Origin of the sequence: Adlercreutzia mucosicola DSM 19490 (genome assembly GCF_000422625.1) — a bacterium.
In the GTDB taxonomy this organism is placed as follows: domain Bacteria; phylum Actinomycetota; class Coriobacteriia; order Coriobacteriales; family Eggerthellaceae; genus Adlercreutzia; species Adlercreutzia mucosicola.
The window spans coordinates 61,038-76,926 of the sequence record NZ_AUGK01000008.1; the positions used below are offsets into that span (position 1 = coordinate 61,038).

The 15,889-nt window shown below is 66.8% G+C and carries 11 protein-coding genes; 2 read left to right on the plus strand and 9 right to left on the minus strand.

The annotated features are described in order from the left end of the window. Positions 1 to 8 precede the first annotated feature (8 nt). The 5 genes from G503_RS0105970 to G503_RS14010 all read right to left on the minus strand — a co-directional run bounded on the left by G503_RS0105970 (position 9) and on the right by G503_RS14010 (position 5,990). Positions 9 to 1,394, minus strand: coding sequence for an MFS transporter (locus G503_RS0105970; protein ID WP_028026859.1), 1,386 nt, complete (start codon positions 1,392 to 1,394; stop codon positions 9 to 11). A gap of 93 nt (positions 1,395 to 1,487) precedes the next feature. Beyond that, a complete protein-coding gene (gene pth / locus G503_RS0105975; RefSeq protein WP_028026860.1) occupies positions 1,488 to 2,045 on the minus strand; it encodes an aminoacyl-tRNA hydrolase in 558 nt (185 codons plus the stop codon). Further along, entirely contained in the window at positions 2,046 to 3,011 is a 966-nt protein-coding gene (locus G503_RS0105980; protein WP_028026861.1) for a ribose-phosphate diphosphokinase, read from the minus strand. It lies immediately after the preceding gene. Positions 3,012 to 3,100: 89 nt separating this feature from the next. Beyond that, a complete protein-coding gene (glmU, locus tag G503_RS0105985; protein WP_028026862.1) occupies positions 3,101 to 4,474 on the minus strand; it encodes a bifunctional UDP-N-acetylglucosamine diphosphorylase/glucosamine-1-phosphate N-acetyltransferase GlmU in 1,374 nt (457 codons plus the stop codon). A gap of 106 nt (positions 4,475 to 4,580) precedes the next feature. After that, complete coding sequence (locus tag G503_RS14010) at positions 4,581 to 5,990, minus strand: response regulator transcription factor (protein ID WP_051190981.1); 1,410 nt, start codon at positions 5,988 to 5,990, stop codon at positions 4,581 to 4,583. A 379-nt stretch (positions 5,991 to 6,369) separates the two neighbouring features. Between G503_RS14010 and G503_RS0105995 the strand changes: the two genes are divergently transcribed. Both G503_RS0105995 and G503_RS0106000 read left to right on the plus strand, forming a co-directional pair. Further along, positions 6,370 to 8,004: an FAD-dependent oxidoreductase gene (locus G503_RS0105995; protein ID WP_028026863.1), complete on the plus strand. Its 1,635-nt coding sequence runs from the start codon at positions 6,370 to 6,372 to the stop codon at positions 8,002 to 8,004. A 277-nt stretch (positions 8,005 to 8,281) separates the two neighbouring features. Beyond that, positions 8,282 to 8,797, plus strand: a complete 516-nt coding sequence (locus G503_RS0106000; RefSeq protein WP_028026864.1) for a DUF6125 family protein — start codon at positions 8,282 to 8,284, stop codon at positions 8,795 to 8,797. Between the two features lie 133 nt (positions 8,798 to 8,930). Here G503_RS0106000 and G503_RS0106005 read toward each other — a convergent pair whose 3' ends face one another. The 4 genes from G503_RS0106005 to G503_RS0106020 form a co-directional block, all read right to left on the minus strand. Further along, the gene (locus G503_RS0106005; protein WP_051190982.1) at positions 8,931 to 11,753 is read right to left on the minus strand and encodes a heavy metal translocating P-type ATPase; all 2,823 of its coding nucleotides are present in this window, start codon (positions 11,751 to 11,753) and stop codon (positions 8,931 to 8,933) included. A 9-nt stretch (positions 11,754 to 11,762) separates the two neighbouring features. After that, positions 11,763 to 12,098 carry a metal-sensing transcriptional repressor gene (locus G503_RS0106010; RefSeq protein ID WP_051190983.1) on the minus strand — a complete coding sequence of 112 codons (336 nt, stop codon included), beginning with the start codon at positions 12,096 to 12,098 and terminating at the stop codon, positions 11,763 to 11,765. 164 nt (positions 12,099 to 12,262) lie between these two features. Beyond that, on the minus strand, positions 12,263 to 13,945 hold the full coding sequence (locus G503_RS0106015; protein WP_028026867.1) for an FAD-dependent oxidoreductase: 1,683 nt from the start codon (positions 13,943 to 13,945) through the stop codon (positions 12,263 to 12,265). Between the two features lie 170 nt (positions 13,946 to 14,115). Beyond that, positions 14,116 to 15,591, minus strand: coding sequence for a helix-turn-helix transcriptional regulator (locus tag G503_RS0106020; RefSeq protein ID WP_028026868.1), 1,476 nt, complete (start codon positions 15,589 to 15,591; stop codon positions 14,116 to 14,118). Between the last annotated feature and the right edge of the window lie 298 nt (positions 15,592 to 15,889).

The window sequence follows — 15,889 nt, forward strand, 5'->3', positions numbered from 1 at the left end:
CGCCCCGCTCAGCGAATCTTCCACAGGGCGCAGACCAGCACCGCTGCCGAAAATACCGTCGAAAGGGCGAAGGCCGCCTGGTAGGGCGCCACCGCCAACGTCGCGCCCCCATTGGCCGCCACGGCGCCGCCCGCGCCCAACAGCGAGATGAGCAGCATCATAAGCGCCGTGCCCAGCGAGGCGCACACCTGGCGCACGGTGGCGAAGAACGCGCTGCCGTCCATGATGAGGCGCCCGGGCAGCCCCGACAGGCCCCAGGAGTTCAGCGGCCCCACGAGCGCGCTCACGCCCACGGCCCGCACGCCCTGCCAGAACGTGAGGGCCCACAGCGGCGTGGTCGCGTCTACGAACATGAAGGAGGCGGCTCCCACGGTGAGGAAGGTGGCGCCGGTGATGCACACCGCCCGCGGCCCCACCTTGTCCACCAGCACGCCGGCCAGCGGGTTCACGAACAGCGCCACTGCCGTGGCGGGAACGAACACGATGCCCGCCTCCAGGGCCGTCATGCCGGCCGGCCCCTGCACGAACAGCGGCAGCACCAGTGTGATGCCCATAAACGATGCGAACAGGCAGTTCTGGGCCACGAACCCCGCGCGGAGGTGACGGGACTGGAAGATGTCCAGCGAGATGAGCGGATGGGCTACCCGGCGCTGGCGTCGCACGAAGGCCACGATGAACGCCGCGCCCAAAAGGCCAGGCGCCCACACGGACGGCTCGGCGAACCCCATGGTGGCCGCGTTGGACGCGCCCAGCAGAAGACCCCCGAAGCCCAGGGTGGACTGCACAAACGAGGGCAGGTCGAACACCGCGTCGCCCCGATGATCGCCCTGGCTCTTCACCAGCAGCGCGCAGGCTGCCCCCAGAAGCACCAGCACGCCCGCCAACATAAGGTAGAAGCTGCGCCATCCCCACGAGCCGGCCAGAGCGCCTCCGATCAAGGGGCCGATGTTGGGGGCGAAGCCCATGGCGATACCGCCGATGCCCATGGCCGTGCCCGTGCGCTCGCGCGGGAAGCGCGTCATGGCCACCGACTGCACCAGGGGCAGCGTGATGCCCGTGGCAATGGCCTGCAGCACGCGGGCCGCCACCAGCACCGCGAACACCGGGGCGAAGAAGGCCACCACCGAGCCGACCAGATAGAAGCCCAGGGCCGGATACACCAGGGACTTCACCGAGAGCCGCCGCGACAAAAACGTCACGACCGGTACCGTCACGCCCATGACGAGCATGTAGATGGTGGTGACCCACTGGCCCACGGCAGCATCGATGGCGAAATCCTCGCACACGCCGGTCAGCATGGAGTTCATCACCGTTTGGGTGAGCGAACCCAACGCGCAGGTGATCACCACGATGGCGAACAGCGCATAGGTATGTTGCTTCTCGCTGAGGGGCATTCCTCTCCCATCGGTCGCGCGACGGGCCGGGGCTCTGCCGCCTTCCCCACGGGCGGCGCTGCAGCGTCGCCCGCTTATCATGATCTCTGCCGACTAGTTGTACTGCTGCTGGGTCTTCTCCAACCCGTGCTCGACAAGGAAGCGCACTGCATCGGAGCCCAGGGCCACGGCGTGCTGGAACGCCTCCAGGTCGTCTTTCTTCGGCTGGGACAGCACCCAATCCACCACGGGCTTGCGTCCCGGCGGCCGGCCAATGCCCACGCGCACCCGGTACCAGTCGCGGGTGCCCAGCTTGTCGCCGATGGAGCGCAGGCCGTTGTGGCCCGCGTGCCCCCCGCCGAACTTCACGCGGATGGTGCCCGGATCGATGTCCAGCTCGTCGTGGATGACGATGAGGTGATCGGCATCCACGCCGTAGGTCTTCATGAGGGTCTTCACCGGACCGCCCGAGGTGTTCATGTAGCTCTGGGGCTTGGCGAGCACCACGTCCTCGCCGCGCCACGCGCCCCTGGCTGTCAGCGCGCCGCCCTCGGCCTTCCAGTAGCGGCAGCCCAGCTCGTCGGCGAGCGCATCCACCACATCGAAGCCCGCGTTGTGCCGCGTGTGCTCGTATTCCCCGCCCGGATTTCCCAGGCCCGCGATCAGGTACATCTACTCGAACAGCTTCCCGATGGACCCGTTGGCGTACACCGCGTTGATGGTCTGAGCGAACAAGGGCGCGATGGACAGCACCTTGATCTTGCCGGTCTGGCGCGCCAGCGGCACGGGCACGGCGTTGGTGACCACCACTTCCTCGATGCAGGAGTTCTCCAAACGCTCGTAGGCCGGACCCGAGAACAGGCCGTGGGTGGCGCAGGCGTACACCTGGGCGGCGCCCTTGGCCTTCAGGGTGGCGGCCGCGGCCACGAGCGACCCGCCGGTGTCGATCATGTCGTCGTTTAGGATGCAGATCTTATCGGTCACATCGCCGATGAGCGCGGTGATCTCGGCCTGGTTGTGCTTGGGGCGATCCTTGTGCATGATGGCCAGGTCGCAGTCCAGCGCCGAGGAGAACTTCTTCGCGGCCTTGGCACGGCCCACGTCCGGCGACACCACGCAGAGCTGGTCGGCATCGAAGCCCTTGTTGCGGAAGTAGTCCACGAAGATGGGCATGGCGGTCATGTGGTTCACGGGGATATCGAAGAAGCCCTGGATGGCGTCCTGGTGCAGATCCACGGTGATGACGTTGTCGACGCCGGACACGGTGAGCAGATCGGCCACGAGCTTGGCGGTGATGGGCTCGCGCGGGGCGGCCTTGCGATCCTGGCGCGCGTAGCCGTAGTGGGCAATCACCGCCGAGATGGAGCGGGCGCTGGCGCGCTTGGCGGCGTCCACCATGATGAGCAGCTCCATGAGGGCGTCGTTCACGTCGAAGCCCTCGCTGGCGCACACGGACTGGATGAGGAACACGTCGGCGCCGCGGATGGACTCCTGATAGCGGGCGTAGATCTCGCCGTTGGCGAACTTCTCGTGCTTGATGTTGCCGAGGTTCGCGTTCAGGTTCTTCGCGATCTCCTCGGCAAGCTCGGGGTTCACCGAGCCGGAAAACAGGGCCATGCGCTTGGTCATCTCGGTCATGGGCGGGTATCCCTTCTGCGACGGATTTCGATGGTGGGGCCTATTGTAGTACGGCCGGCGCCCCCTGCCGAGGCAAAACCGGCCGCACTTTATTTCTTCTCGATGGGGTGCGCCGCCACCCACCCTTCGATCTCGGACTGGCGGGCGCGGCCGAGGGCGAGCGCGCCGGGGCTCACGTCCTTGGTGATAGTGGAGCCGGCGCCGATGAGCGAGCCCTCCCCGATGCGCACAGGGGCCACCAACATGGTGTCGGAGCCCACGAAGACGCCGTCCTCGATGATGGTGGCGTGCTTGTTGGCGCCGTCGTAGTTGCAGGTGATGGAGCCGGCGCCGATGTTCACGCCCGCGCCCATGGTGGTGTCGCCGATGTAGGACAGATGCGGCACCTTGCTGCCCTTGCCGATGGTGGACTTCTTGATCTCCACGTGAGTGCCGGCCTTGGCTCCCTCGCACAGGTGCGCCGCCGGGCGCAGATAGGCGCGCGGACCGCAGGTGGCGCCGTCGTCGATGAGGGCCTGAACGGCCACGGTCTCGTCCACGGTGCAGCCCGCCCCCACGCGAGTATCAGTCAGACGGGTGTTGGGGCCGATGATGCTATCCTCGCCGATGGAGGTGTCGCCCATGAGGATGACGGCGGGTAAAAGCTCCACGTCGGAGGCGATGTCCACATCGGGGCCGATGAAGGTGGTGGCCGGGTCCCACATCGTGACGCCGGCGGCCATGTGGGCGTCGTTGATGCGGCGCTGCATGACACGGGTGGCCTCGGCCAGCTGGCCGCGGGAGTTCACGCCCAGGCACTGCTCGGCATCATCGGTCTTGTAGGCCAGCACGCCGCGGCCGGCCGCGCGGGCGATGGCCAAAACGTCGGTAAGGTAGAACTCGCCCTGGGCGTTGTCAGAGCCCACCTGGGCCAAAGCCTCGAACAGGGCGCGGGCGTCGAAGCAGTAGAAGCCCGAATTGCACTCGGTGATGGCCGCTTCCTCGGGGCTCGCGTCCTTCTGCTCCACGATGCGCTCCACCTCGCCCGCACCGTCGCGCACGATGCGGCCGTAGCCGAAGGGGTTGGCCAAATCCATAGTGAGCACCACCACGGCGGCGTCGTGCGCCTCGCGCAGGGCGCACATCTCGCGAATGGTCTCGGGGCGGATGAGCGGGCTGTCGCCGGAGAGCACCACCACGGCGCCGTCGAAGTCGGCCAGGGCGTCGGCGGCGGCCAGCACCGCGTCGGCCGTGCCGCGCTGGGAGGTTTGCACGACCACCTGGGTATCGTCCTCCACCAGCGGGATGACCGCCTCGCGGCCATGGCCCACCACCGTGACGATGCGGTCGGCCCCGGCGGCCTCGGCGGCGCGCACCGCCCACTGCACGAGGGGCCGGCCCAGCACCTCGTGGGCCACCTTCGGCCTCTTCGACTTCATGCGGGTACCCGCCCCCGCAGCCAGGATAATGGCAGCAGTTTCCATCAAACGCCTTCTTTCGCAAGTCCAGCGCGCCTGCCGCGCGCGTATTTCCGTGGCAGCAGTATAGCGCAAGGCGCGCCGCGCGCATGGCCTGGGGTCGCCTGAGGCGCTATTTATCACAGGTCGCCTCAACGCCCACCAAATCGCACAGCTCCTTGCGCGAGTGCACGTCCAGCTTCTGATACAAGTGCTTGATGTGGGTCTTCACCGTGCTCGGCGCGATGTACAGGTCTCGGGCGATCTGCCCCTGCTTCTTCCCCTGCACCATCAGCGTGAGAATCTCTGATTCCCGCGAGGTGAGACCGAACTGCTCGCTCAACTCGTCGCACTTCGCCCCGATGCGCGAGCGGTCGCCGTAGCTTTGGCCTACCAGCGTCTTCAGCACCGCGCCCCACGGCGTGGTCAGCTGCTTCTCCGACAGGAAAAGGAAGGTGGCGACGACCACCGCCGCGGCCACCGCGATGCACAAGGCCCCGTAGCCGAACGAGAATTCTGCGAGCGTCTCGTTGGCCTCCAGGCCCAGCTGCACCGACACCAAGCGCACGGCCCGCTCGATGCCGAACAGCCACACGGCGTTGAAGCCGTATTGGTAGGTCATGTTGCTCAGCACCACCATGATGGCGATGAGCACCAAGGTATAGGCACCCAGGGCGCAGAAGCTGGCGATCTCGCCACCGAAGGGCAGCACCGCCCCCAGGGGCACCAGCGACGCCAGCAGAAGCGGGCAGGCGGCGTAGTAGGTAAACGACAGGTGCAGCCGATCGCGGCGCAGGCACACCACCAGATACACCGCCCCGGCCGCCACCACGCAGCCCAGGCCCGAATGGATGCCCAGCTCGCCGCCGAACACGCTCTCGCACAGACCGTAGGCCACCGAGTACAGGGCCACCACGGCGATGGGCTTCCACGGGAACGAGAACGTGCCCCACGACGGCCGCGGCCGCTCGTTGTCGGGCAGGGCCGCGTAGGCGCGGCGCAGACATTCCAGGCTGACCACGGGAATCAGGCAGGTGCACACCCACAGCCACGGAATGGCCAGGCCCTTGAACAGCCACAGCACCAAGGCGCCCGCCACCAGGCCGCCCGAGAAGTACAGGGCCACGCGGAAGGGGTTCAGACAACCGAACAGTTCCGACCACAAAAGGATGATGAGCGCGATGCCCACCGCGCCCAGCAGCGCCGCCGGCGCTCCGAAGAGCCCAGCTAGCGAAGGCCAATAGATAGTCGAGAAGTTCATGGACGCCGATAGCACCAAACAGCCGCCGGTGATCCACGGGAGGGCGGGCTTGCCGTACAGCGGCGCGATGCGGCGCGAGCTAACGGCCAGCACCACCAGCACCACCGCCGCCATCATATTGAAGGCCGCAAACCCGAAGCCCGTCTCGTCCTGAGCCGGAAAGGCGATCGAGCCGTTGGAGTACACCGTCTCGGTCCACGCGCGGAAAAGCCCCATGCCCGTGAAGGCCAGGGGCATCTCGATGATCCGGCCCTTCAGATGCGGCCGCTCCTCCGTTGCCATAGCGTCCCTCCCGATCCGCGCAAGCCCCTCCCGGGCCCGCCCTTGCGCAACGACGCCCGGGGCTAAGGCGGCGCCCATCACCTCCGGTGAAAGCGGCCTGCCGTCGGATCGCTGCCGGCCGATTATAGCGTGAGCAAAGGGGGGATGGCCTCTGATCTGCCAATATCCCCCCTCTTTCGCTGAGAAGGGGGAGGCGCTTTCAAAAATCTCCCCCTTCGATTCGGGCTCCCAGAGGATGACGGGAGGTGCCTTGGATCGATAGTGTTTTCACCAGCGACGGTGCCGCACCTCCCACGAGAAGCAGCACCGTCTTGGGAGAGGCAGCGCAGGAATCGGCCGGGGAATACGGCCGCCCCGCGCGACAACGAAAGGAACGAACATGGAACTGAATATCTCGCGCCGCAACTTCTTGGCCGGAGCCGCCGCCAGCGTGGCCGGAGCCGCCGCCCTCGGCATGGCCGGCTGCGCGCCGAGCGAGCCGCAGCAGATGAGCGACACCGGCGCGGGCGCCGAAGGTGCAGGCACTCGTTGGAGCTGGGAAGTGAAGCCCGAGCCCATCACCGACGACCAGATCGTGGAGACCCTGGACACTGATATCTGCATCGTGGGCCTCGGCTCGGCCGGCACCACCTCGGCTATGGCCGCCGCCCAAAGCGGTGCCAAGGTCGTGGTGCTGCAGAAGCTGGACAAGGTCATCACCAACGGCTGGTGCGTGGCCGCCTTCAACTCCAAGATGTTCCTGGATGCGGGCCAGACCTACGACTTGGCCGACATCTACTTCAAGTTCGCCGACCTGTCCAATGGCCGCGACAACCACAAAGTGGTGAAGACCTTCCTCACCCGCTCCGGCGAGGTGGTGGACTACGTCATCCGCCAAACCCCGGACTTCACCCCGGTCATGCTGGGCTCGGGTCATACCTACGGCTGGTACATCAACAACGACATGGCCACCCGCTATGACCAGTTCCACAAACTGCTGGACGCCATCGCCGAGAAGGCCGTGGCCGCCGGCGCCGAGATCCGCTACAACACTCCGGCCGTGCAGCTGGTGCAGGACGAGTCGGGACACGTGACCGGCGTCATCGGCGAGGGGCCCGACGGTTACGTGAAGGTGAACGCCGCCAAGGGCGTCATCCTGTGCACCGGCGACACCTCCGATGACGAGGAGATGCTCGCGGCCTACTGCCCCATCATGCTGGGCGTGCAGTCCATGCACGGCGCTCCCTGCAACACCGGCGACGGCCACAAGATGGCCCTGTGGGCCGGCGCTTCCATGGATCCGGCGCCCCACACCATGATGATGCACTTCGACCCCACCTGGATGCCCGAGGGCAACGCCCCCTATTCCGGCATTCCGTGGCTGCGCGTGAACCTGAACGGCGAGCGCTTCGGCAACGAGAACCTGGGCTACCAGAGCCACGTGACCCAGGTGCGCTTCCAGCCCGAGATGACCGCCTTCCAGATCATCGACAAGAACTGGGACAAACATGCTCCCAAGGGCGACTACAAGCATCCCAACAGCCACAGCCGCTCTACGGCCGACCCGGCCAACGACTGGGCCGACGCCCTGAAGCGCGGCGCCATCATCGAGGCGAACACCCTGGAGGAGCTGGCCGATAAGTGCGGCATCAACAAGGAGAACTTCCTGGCCACCGTCAAGCGCTACAACGAGCTGGTGGATGCCGGCAAAGACGAGGACTTCGGCGTGGACAGCACCTTCATGACCTACAACGGCATCAAGGAGGCCCCCTTCTACGCCCTCAAGCGCATGCCCGCGCTGCTGTGCACCGCCGGCGGCCTGACCATCAACGAGAAGTTGGAAGTGCTGAACGAAGCCGGCGAGCCTCTGGGCGGCCTGTATGCCGCGGGCAACGCCTCGGGATCGTACTACGGCGACGACTACCCGCTGTTCATCACCGGCGGCTCTCACGGCCGCGCCTGGACCTTCGGCGTGCTGGCCGCGCGCTCGGCTCTGGGCCTCATGGACGAGTCGGTGGAGACTCTGGGCGCCTAAGCGCGGAGCCAGCCTTCGGAGTCGCGCCGGCACGCCCCCTCGGCGGGCGGCGCGATCCTCGCTCTTATACCCTCCCCCCTCCCAGCGGGCCCCTTCGGGGGCTCGCCCTCTTTTTGCCGGCCTCTCCCCTCGCCCGGCGTCGGGCGATGCCGGGGCCATCCGCGACATCAGGACAATCGGGAGAAATTGACCAGACCGATGGGCGGGAAGCGCGCCGCGCCCGGCCACGACGGCCCCTATAATGGCCCCGCACCGCTACCGACGAGAAGGAGAGACCATGGCCCAGGGACTGGAGACGCTTTCGCGCGGGGAGTTGATCGAGCTGTTGGAGATCACGGCGAAGGACCTGGTGGCCCTGGACGGCACCTGGTTCCAATCGCTCGAGCGCGAGCAGGGCATGGACGCGGCCATGGAGCACGACCGCAACGCCTGGCGCCGTTTCGTGCCCAGCGAGGCGCGACGGCTGAAGAAGCTACTGGGGCTGCCGGATGCCTGCGGGCTTGAAGGCCTGGCGGCGGCGCTGCCCCTGCGCTGCACATCGCTGGCCAACGAGTGGGAGATCCTGTGGGAGGACGGGGGCCGCAGCCTGCTCTTCCGTATCACCGACTGCCGCGTGCAGACGGCCCGGGCTCGCAAGGGCATGGAGTTCCATCCCTGCAAATCGGTGGGGGAATTGGAGTACGGCGGCTTTGCCGCAGCCCTCGACGATCGCATTCAGTGCGCCTGCGCCAGCTGCTTTCCCGACATCACCGACGAGACCTGCAACTGCGCCTGGCGCTTTTGGGTGGAGTAGAGAGCGCCACGGACACCTGCGCAGGCTGCGGGGCGGGCGGCCTTCAGGCCGCCCCTGCGAAGGCAGCGGAAGAGCGGCAAGCGGGCGGCGGCGCGGGCCGCGGCGCCGTAGGGGCGGGCTTGAGCCCGCCCTCTTACTTGAAGCGCTTCAGCAGCAGGGAGTTGCCGACCACCGACACGCTGGACAGGGCCATGGCAGCGCCAGCCAGGGCCGGGGCGAGAATGCCCACGGCCGCCAACGGAATCATGATGCAGTTGTAGATGAGCGCCCAGAACAGGTTCTGCTTGATCTTGCGCATGGTGGCGCGCGAGAGGCGCAAGGCGCACACCAGGTCGCTCAGGCGGTTGCGCATGAGCACCACCGAACCGGCATCCAGCGCCACATCAGTGCCCGAGGCCATGGCCACACCGATGTCGGCAGCAGCGAGCGCCGGGGCGTCGTTGATGCCGTCTCCCACGAAGGCCACCACGGTTTTCGCAGCAGCAGCGGCGTCCTGGGCGGCGCCGGCCGGCGAGACAAGCGGCAGGGGCTCGGCGGGGACTCCGGCAGCCGGATCGGGGGACGCGAACAGGACCGGGTCTTCCATTTCGGCACGCACCATCTGGCCGTTCTCCTGCTCGGCTGTGCGAGCCTGCTTGGCGGCGCTGACCACCATGGCCACATCCGAGGCGCCCTTCACGGCACGCACGCAATCGGCCTTCTGCAGGGGCTTCACGCCGGCGAACACGTGGTCGGGCGCAATGCCCACCTCCTCGGCGATGGCACGGGCTGTGGGCGCGGCATCGCCGGTAACCATATAGGACGTCACGCCGTAGCCCTCACGCAGCTCGCGCAAGGTACGGGCTGCGTCAGACTTCGGCTCGTCGCGGAACTGAATGCGGCCGGCCGTCACGCCGTCGATGGAGACCACCGAGCCGGCCCCGTCACCGCCTCCCGCCATGCCCACACCGACGAACACCTCGTGACCCTCCACCGTGCCGCGCACGCCCTCGCCAACCACGGCCTCGAAGGATTCCACAGCCGGCAGCTCGGCCACGTTCGCAAAGTCCACCACGGCGCGGGCCAGCGGATGCTCGCTTTTCGCCTCCACCGCCGCGGCCAAGCGCAGGGCATCGGCGGGAACATCGCAAGCCACCACCGCCGGCTCGCCCACGGTGAGGGTACCCGTCTTGTCGAACACTACCGCCGAAAGACCGCCCATGGTCTCCAGCACCGTGCCGTCTTTGATGAGCACGCCGAGCTGGGCGCCTTTCCCCATGCCCACCGTGAGCGCCGTGGGTGTTGCCAGCCCCAGGGCGCAAGGACACGCCACGCAGATGACCGCGATGGCGGGCATGAGCGACTGCGGGAGCAGTCCCGCAGGGCCGTCAACGGGCGGCACGAAGAGGAACCACGCGAGGAACGTGATGAGAGCGATGGCCAGAATAGCCGGCACGAACACCGCGGCTATGCGATCGGCGATGCGCTGAATGGGCGCCTTGGTGCCCTGGGCATCCTCCACAGCGCGCACGATGCGGGCAAGGGTGGAATCGGCGCCCACCCGCAGGGCCCGCACCGTCACCGATCCCGTGGTGTTCTGGGTACCGCCGGTCACCGCATCGCCCGCCGTCTTCACCACCGGCAGCGTCTCGCCGGTGAGCATGGATTCGTCCACCTCAGTGGAGCCCTCGGTCACCACGCCGTCCACGGGCATCTTCTCGCCGGGACGCACGAGCACCGTATCGCCCGCCACCACCTGGGCCAGCGGCACCTCACGCTCCTCGCCGCCGCGCAGCACGCGGGCCACAGGCGGCGTCAGATTCATCAGCGACTCGATGGCCTGGTTCGTGGCGCCCTTCGCGCGGCTTTCCAGCATCTTGCCTAAAAGCACGAAGGTGATGAGCATAACGCAGGTCTCGAAATAGGGCATGCCGTCATTGATGGCGAGTGCCTCGTGACTCGTCCAGTCGCCGCGCGCCACGGGCAGAAACGTAATCCACAGCGAGAACAGGAACGCGATGGAGGTGCCCAGGGCCACGAGCACGTCCATGTTCGCCGAGCCGCCTTTAAGCGAGCCCCAGGCGCCCTGGTAGAAGCGCGCGCCGCAGCAGAACTGCACGGGAATAGTCAGCGCCAGCAGCAGAAGGTTTGCCGCGAACATGGCCTGAACGTGCGTGGGGTCGGGCGCGAACAACCCCGCGAGTGCGGCGCCCACCCCCATGTGCCAGCCGGGAAGCATGCCGATGGCCACGATGATCACCGTAAGCACGGCCGACACGCCGAACACCTTGCGGTCGCGCTTGGCACGGGCCGCCTCGCGGGCGCGGCGGCGCTCGTCCACCAGCGGCGCATCCTCGGGGATGAGCTCGGCAGTGAAGGCGAGGCCGTCGAACACGGCCAGCATGTCGTCCACACTGGCCTGAGCCGGATCGAACACCACGCGCCCGGTATTGTTCGCCAGGTTGACGGCCACATCTTTCACCCCGGGGGTCTTGCGGTAATGGCTCTCGATGGAAGCAGCGCAGTTCGCGCAGTGCATCCCCTCGATGGCCAGGCGGATGAAGGCCTGGGACGGCCCCTCGTCGCTGTCGCCCGCAGACGCGGTGCTCTTCCCCGCCGCCGGGCCAGTTGCAGCGTCTTTCTCCAACGCCCCCGCCCCTTGGAGCTCTCCGGCTTTCTCCCCACCAGATTCCGTCGCCTTCTTCGCCGCCTTCTCGGCCGCATCGGCGGCAATTTCCGCTGCGAAGGGATGCACACCATCCGCCGGCATGACAGCCACCTTGAAATTCGTGTCGTCCAAGGCGTGCAGCAGGTCATCCAGGCTCACGCACGCCGGATCGTAGGTCACCTCGGCAGTCTGATCGCTTAGATCCACCGCCACCGCCTGAACGCCGGGCACATCCTCGTAGTGCTGCGTCACGTTGGCCACGCACTTCTGGCAGTGCATGACGGCCACGGCCAATCGCTGGGTTTCCATCCGCCCTCCCTACTTCGAAAAACGGCGCACGAGCTCCATGGCCTCGTCCACCACTCCATCGTTGCCCGCGCGGATTTCCTCCACCACGCACGTGCGCATATGCTCGGCCAAGAGCATCTCCGACACGCGATGCACGGCCGACTCGACCGCGGCCAGCTGGGTGAGCACATCGCCGCAGTAGCGATTGTCATCGATCATGGCCTTCACGCCGTTCAACTGCCCGATAGCCCGATTCAGCCGCTTCTGCACATCGGCCTGCAGTTCGGCGGTACGCGGCGTGGCCTTGTGGCGGCACGCGCACTCGCCCGCGCCGAGCGCAGCCGTCAGCGCCTGTCCATCTTCCACGTCGTCGCTCCTTTCCTTCGATTGTTGGAACTCTTTATACCCCCAGGGGGTATATATGTCAACCGTCGGATGCGTGACGGAAAGCGAAGAGCACCCGCAACCGTACGGCTGCGGGCGCCAGGGGGAAGACGCGATGAGACCCGTCGCCGAGCCGAGCCGATGCCCTACCCGTTGATCAACGTGTCTTTCGCCAAAGCCTCGCCCACCAGGTTGCCGAAGGTGAGCGCGCGGCCATGGCTGATGCCGGGGCAGGTGACCGGGTACGACACGCTGAAGAAGTCGCCCTGCACGTTGCCCACGGCGAACAGACCCGCAATGGGCTCATCGGCATCGGTGCACACCTGGGAGTTCTTGTCCACATGCAAACCGAAGGGCACGGTCAGCGTGACCGCCGCGATGGGCTGGGCATAGAACGGCGGGGTCTCCACACTGGCCAGGAAGCGCTCGGGCACGCCGAAGTCCACGTCCACGCCCGATGCGCACATCTCGTTGTAGCGCGCCACCGTGGACTCCAGCACATCGGCCGGCACGCCGATCTTGTCCGCCAGCTCGGCCAGCGTATCGGCCGAGAACATATCGCCCGCCTCGACGCCGGCCGCCAGGCGGTCTTCCACCCCTGCCAGCAGCGTGTCGGCCGTCTGCGGCTCCTGGGCGCGCACCTTCTGCTCATAGGCTCCGTCGAAGATGCTGAATCCCGCATTGCCCGGCTGGTTCATGCGAGCATTGGTGACGAAGGGCTCGTAGGGAACTTCGCAACTGTAGCGCTCGCCCAACTTGTTCACCGCCAGCCATGACATGGCGATGGCCGTCAGCGGCAGCGTGGGGGAAATGGGATGCACCATGGGCGCCGCAGCCGAGCGGGAGTGCGCCGCGCCGGCCCACATCCCCATGAGGATGCCCTCGCCCCGATTGCCCTCGGGCGGGAAGTACTGGCACACGTCGGCGCGCAGGGCGATGGGCGCCCAGCAAGCGAGCATCTCCTCATTGCCGGAGATGTCGCCGGTAGCAAGAATCACGCCCTTCGCGGCATTGAACTGCACATGGCTTCCGTCCTCGGCCGTGACGATCACCCCAGTGATGCCACTGGCGGCATCACCCACCAGCTGCTCGGCGTGGGTATTGAAGAAGGTCTCGGCACCGTGGGCCATAGCCTCATCGAGCAGCGCCTCCACGATATGGGACTCGATGAAGGTGAAGCTCTCGGCATCGATCACCACGCCCTCGTCGGCCCGGCCGAACGTGATACCGGTGCGGAATTCCTTGAACTGGTCGTCCAAGTTGTCCCAGTCGGTTTTCGAAGTGTCCGAAATGGCCAAAATGGATGGAATGTCGCGGGCGGCGCACAGTTCGGAGAAGTGATCGAACACCGCGCCCGAGCGCGTGGCCCAGGTATGCACCAGCTCGCGGTTCACCGTGCCCTGTGAAAAGTTGAACAGGATACGCGTGGCCACCTCCGGATCAATCTGGATGCCCGCGTCTTTGTGCACCTGGGTGTTGATGGCCCCGTTGTCGGCACCATGAGCGGTGTAGCCGGCCGCCTGCTCGATGAGCGCCACCGAGGCACCGGCCGCCGCTGCCGCCTCGGCCGCCGCACAGCCCGACGGCCCGGCACCCACGATGACGATGTCGAAGTCCTTCGTATCGGCCACATCGGTGATGGGATCGGGAACGACCTCCCAGCTGTGCTTGCCCGCCGCCTCGGCCGCCGCGCCTGTTTCGCCCAGCGCGGCACCTTGCGACGCATCCGCACCGGACGACGCGGGCGCGCACCCCGCCAATCCCGCTACACCCGCGGCTGCGGCGCTCACCACAGCACCCTTCAGAAAGTCTCGACGATTCAGTTCCATGATTCCCTCCTAGAGATTCGTCTCCCAGCGGCGAGCCCCATGCCCGCTGCCGTGGGGCCAACCTACGCCGCTTGGGTGCGACGGCCCAGCCCCATAGCGGGGGAAATGCGAAAAAGAAGCCCTCCCCCATCGGGGGAGGGCTTCCTGGAACAACCTTGTGAACAGGCGATTTACAGAATTGATCGCCGATCGGCCCAAAGGCGCGCCTCCTCTTCCAGAAGCCGCATCAGCTCGTCGCGCGAGTGCACCGACAGCTTCTGATACAGATGCTTCGTATGGGACTTCACCGTTTCCTGCGACACCACCAGCGCCTCGGCGATCGCAGCGCGGCTCCTCCCCTCGGCCACCAGCACCCCGATCTCCACCTCGCGCGCCGTCAGGCGATGCCCCTCGGCCAACGACGACAGAAGCACCGCAGGCTCCACCGCCAAGGCATTTGCAGCCGCCACCGAGCGCTTCGCGCGACCGGCATTGGCGAAGAACGCCAGAGCCGCCAGCAGCAGCACGTACACCGTTCCCAGCGATGCCGGCAACAGCGCCGAAGCCGAAGAGCCCACAGCGGCCACCAAGCCCAAGTAGCCCAAACTTCCCAAGGCCTGTCCCGCCTGATTCGCAAACAGGCCGACGATGAACCGTCGCGTGCCATCCGCGCACCCCTGACCGAGGAAGGTGCAGAACAGCCACACGAGAGCTACGAAGAAAACGAATCCCACGGTGTGAATCACGAACGCCACCGGCGCAGACTCGCTTGTCAGCAGCGCCAAGGCCATGAAAGCAGCCGAGATAACGACCACGGCCCCTTGCAGCAGCAAGGTGGGCTTAAGGCGATCGGCCAGAAACGATAGCGCCAGCAAAAGGACGCCGCCGACGAGCACCGAGCCGATGAAGAGCTGGTCGGCGGCGCTCGCCGCCATATCCAGGTGGTTCATGCCGCGCATCACGCCCGCCGTCAGTCCCACGACCGCGATCAAGCCGAGAAAGCTCTTCAGGGGAAGGCCACTCGAAGGCAGATCCTCCGTCGCAGGAGCCGGACGATCATCCCCTTCCACAGGCGTCTCCGCATCGCGTGCGGCCCGACGGTACAGCAAAGCCGCCGCGGGCGCTAGGGCCGCAGCGGCCGTCCAACGGGCCGGGGGCACCAGGGCCACGGTCACCACTAAGCACAGAAGGGCGCCCAACGTGAAGGCGGCAGCCGTGGCCATGAACGTCGTCTGCGGCGACACGCGGCGCAGCACATCAGCGTAGCTCGCCATCATCAAGCCAGTACCGATGCCAAAAAGGGCATTGCCTCCCAGAAAGGCGATATCGAACCCCGGGCCCTCCCAGGCGACTCGCGCGGCAATCAGGCCGACGCCCGCGGCGGTCAGCAGACCCGCAACCAAGGCCAAGGCGCTGAACCGAACCGCGCGGGACCGCCCCAATCCCAGGGCGCAGCCAAGCAGCGCCAGAGCGTTGCAGCTCACGCCGACGAGCCAGGTGAGGTCATGGCCGAGATCGAGGTTGCCCGCCGGATGGGGCACGGAAAACGAGCTCGTCCACAATACGATGAAGTGAAACGCCCAAAAGCAGACGAGCGATGCCGTAAGCATCCCGCGGCCACCCAAAGGCGCGGCAGCCAGCTGCTGTCTGAGAAGGGCAAAAGACACGAGAGCTCCTTGAAGACGATGGAATTGCTGTCGATATGATACCCCAACACACACGTCCCCTCTCGGCGGACACGCCCTCCCCCGCGCCGATGCTCGAGAATCGCCTCTTGCGGCTGCCCCGCCTTCCACCGCAGACGACCTCCAACACCCGGCCGAATCGCCTTTGAGGGGCAAAGCCGGGCCGTCGGAGCCAAACGGGCCCCTCGCTGGTGCGAGGGGCCCGTTGAGAATCGGCGCGTTTCAATCATCGCCGCGATCGGCGCGCAAAACCGAGAGGCACCGCCTTGCGCGCCGGCGC

What these genes read in the sequence shown, in the direction of transcription:
- glmU (WP_028026862.1), bottom strand. Translation starts at nt 4,474, where the DNA reads ATGGAAACTGCTGCCATTATCCTGGCTGCGGGGGCGGGTACCCGCATG.
- G503_RS0105995 (WP_028026863.1), top strand. Translation starts at nt 6,370, where the DNA reads ATGGAACTGAATATCTCGCGCCGCAACTTCTTGGCCGGAGCCGCCGCC.
- G503_RS0105980 (WP_028026861.1), bottom strand. Translation starts at nt 3,011, where the DNA reads ATGACCGAGATGACCAAGCGCATGGCCCTGTTTTCCGGCTCGGTGAAC.
- G503_RS0106005 (WP_051190982.1), bottom strand. Translation starts at nt 11,753, where the DNA reads ATGGAAACCCAGCGATTGGCCGTGGCCGTCATGCACTGCCAGAAGTGC.
- pth (WP_028026860.1), bottom strand. Translation starts at nt 2,045, where the DNA reads ATGTACCTGATCGCGGGCCTGGGAAATCCGGGCGGGGAATACGAGCAC.
- G503_RS0106015 (WP_028026867.1), bottom strand. Translation starts at nt 13,945, where the DNA reads ATGGAACTGAATCGTCGAGACTTTCTGAAGGGTGCTGTGGTGAGCGCC.
- G503_RS14010 (WP_051190981.1), bottom strand. Translation starts at nt 5,990, where the DNA reads ATGGCAACGGAGGAGCGGCCGCATCTGAAGGGCCGGATCATCGAGATG.
- G503_RS0106000 (WP_028026864.1), top strand. Translation starts at nt 8,282, where the DNA reads ATGGCCCAGGGACTGGAGACGCTTTCGCGCGGGGAGTTGATCGAGCTG.
- G503_RS0105970 (WP_028026859.1), bottom strand. Translation starts at nt 1,394, where the DNA reads ATGCCCCTCAGCGAGAAGCAACATACCTATGCGCTGTTCGCCATCGTG.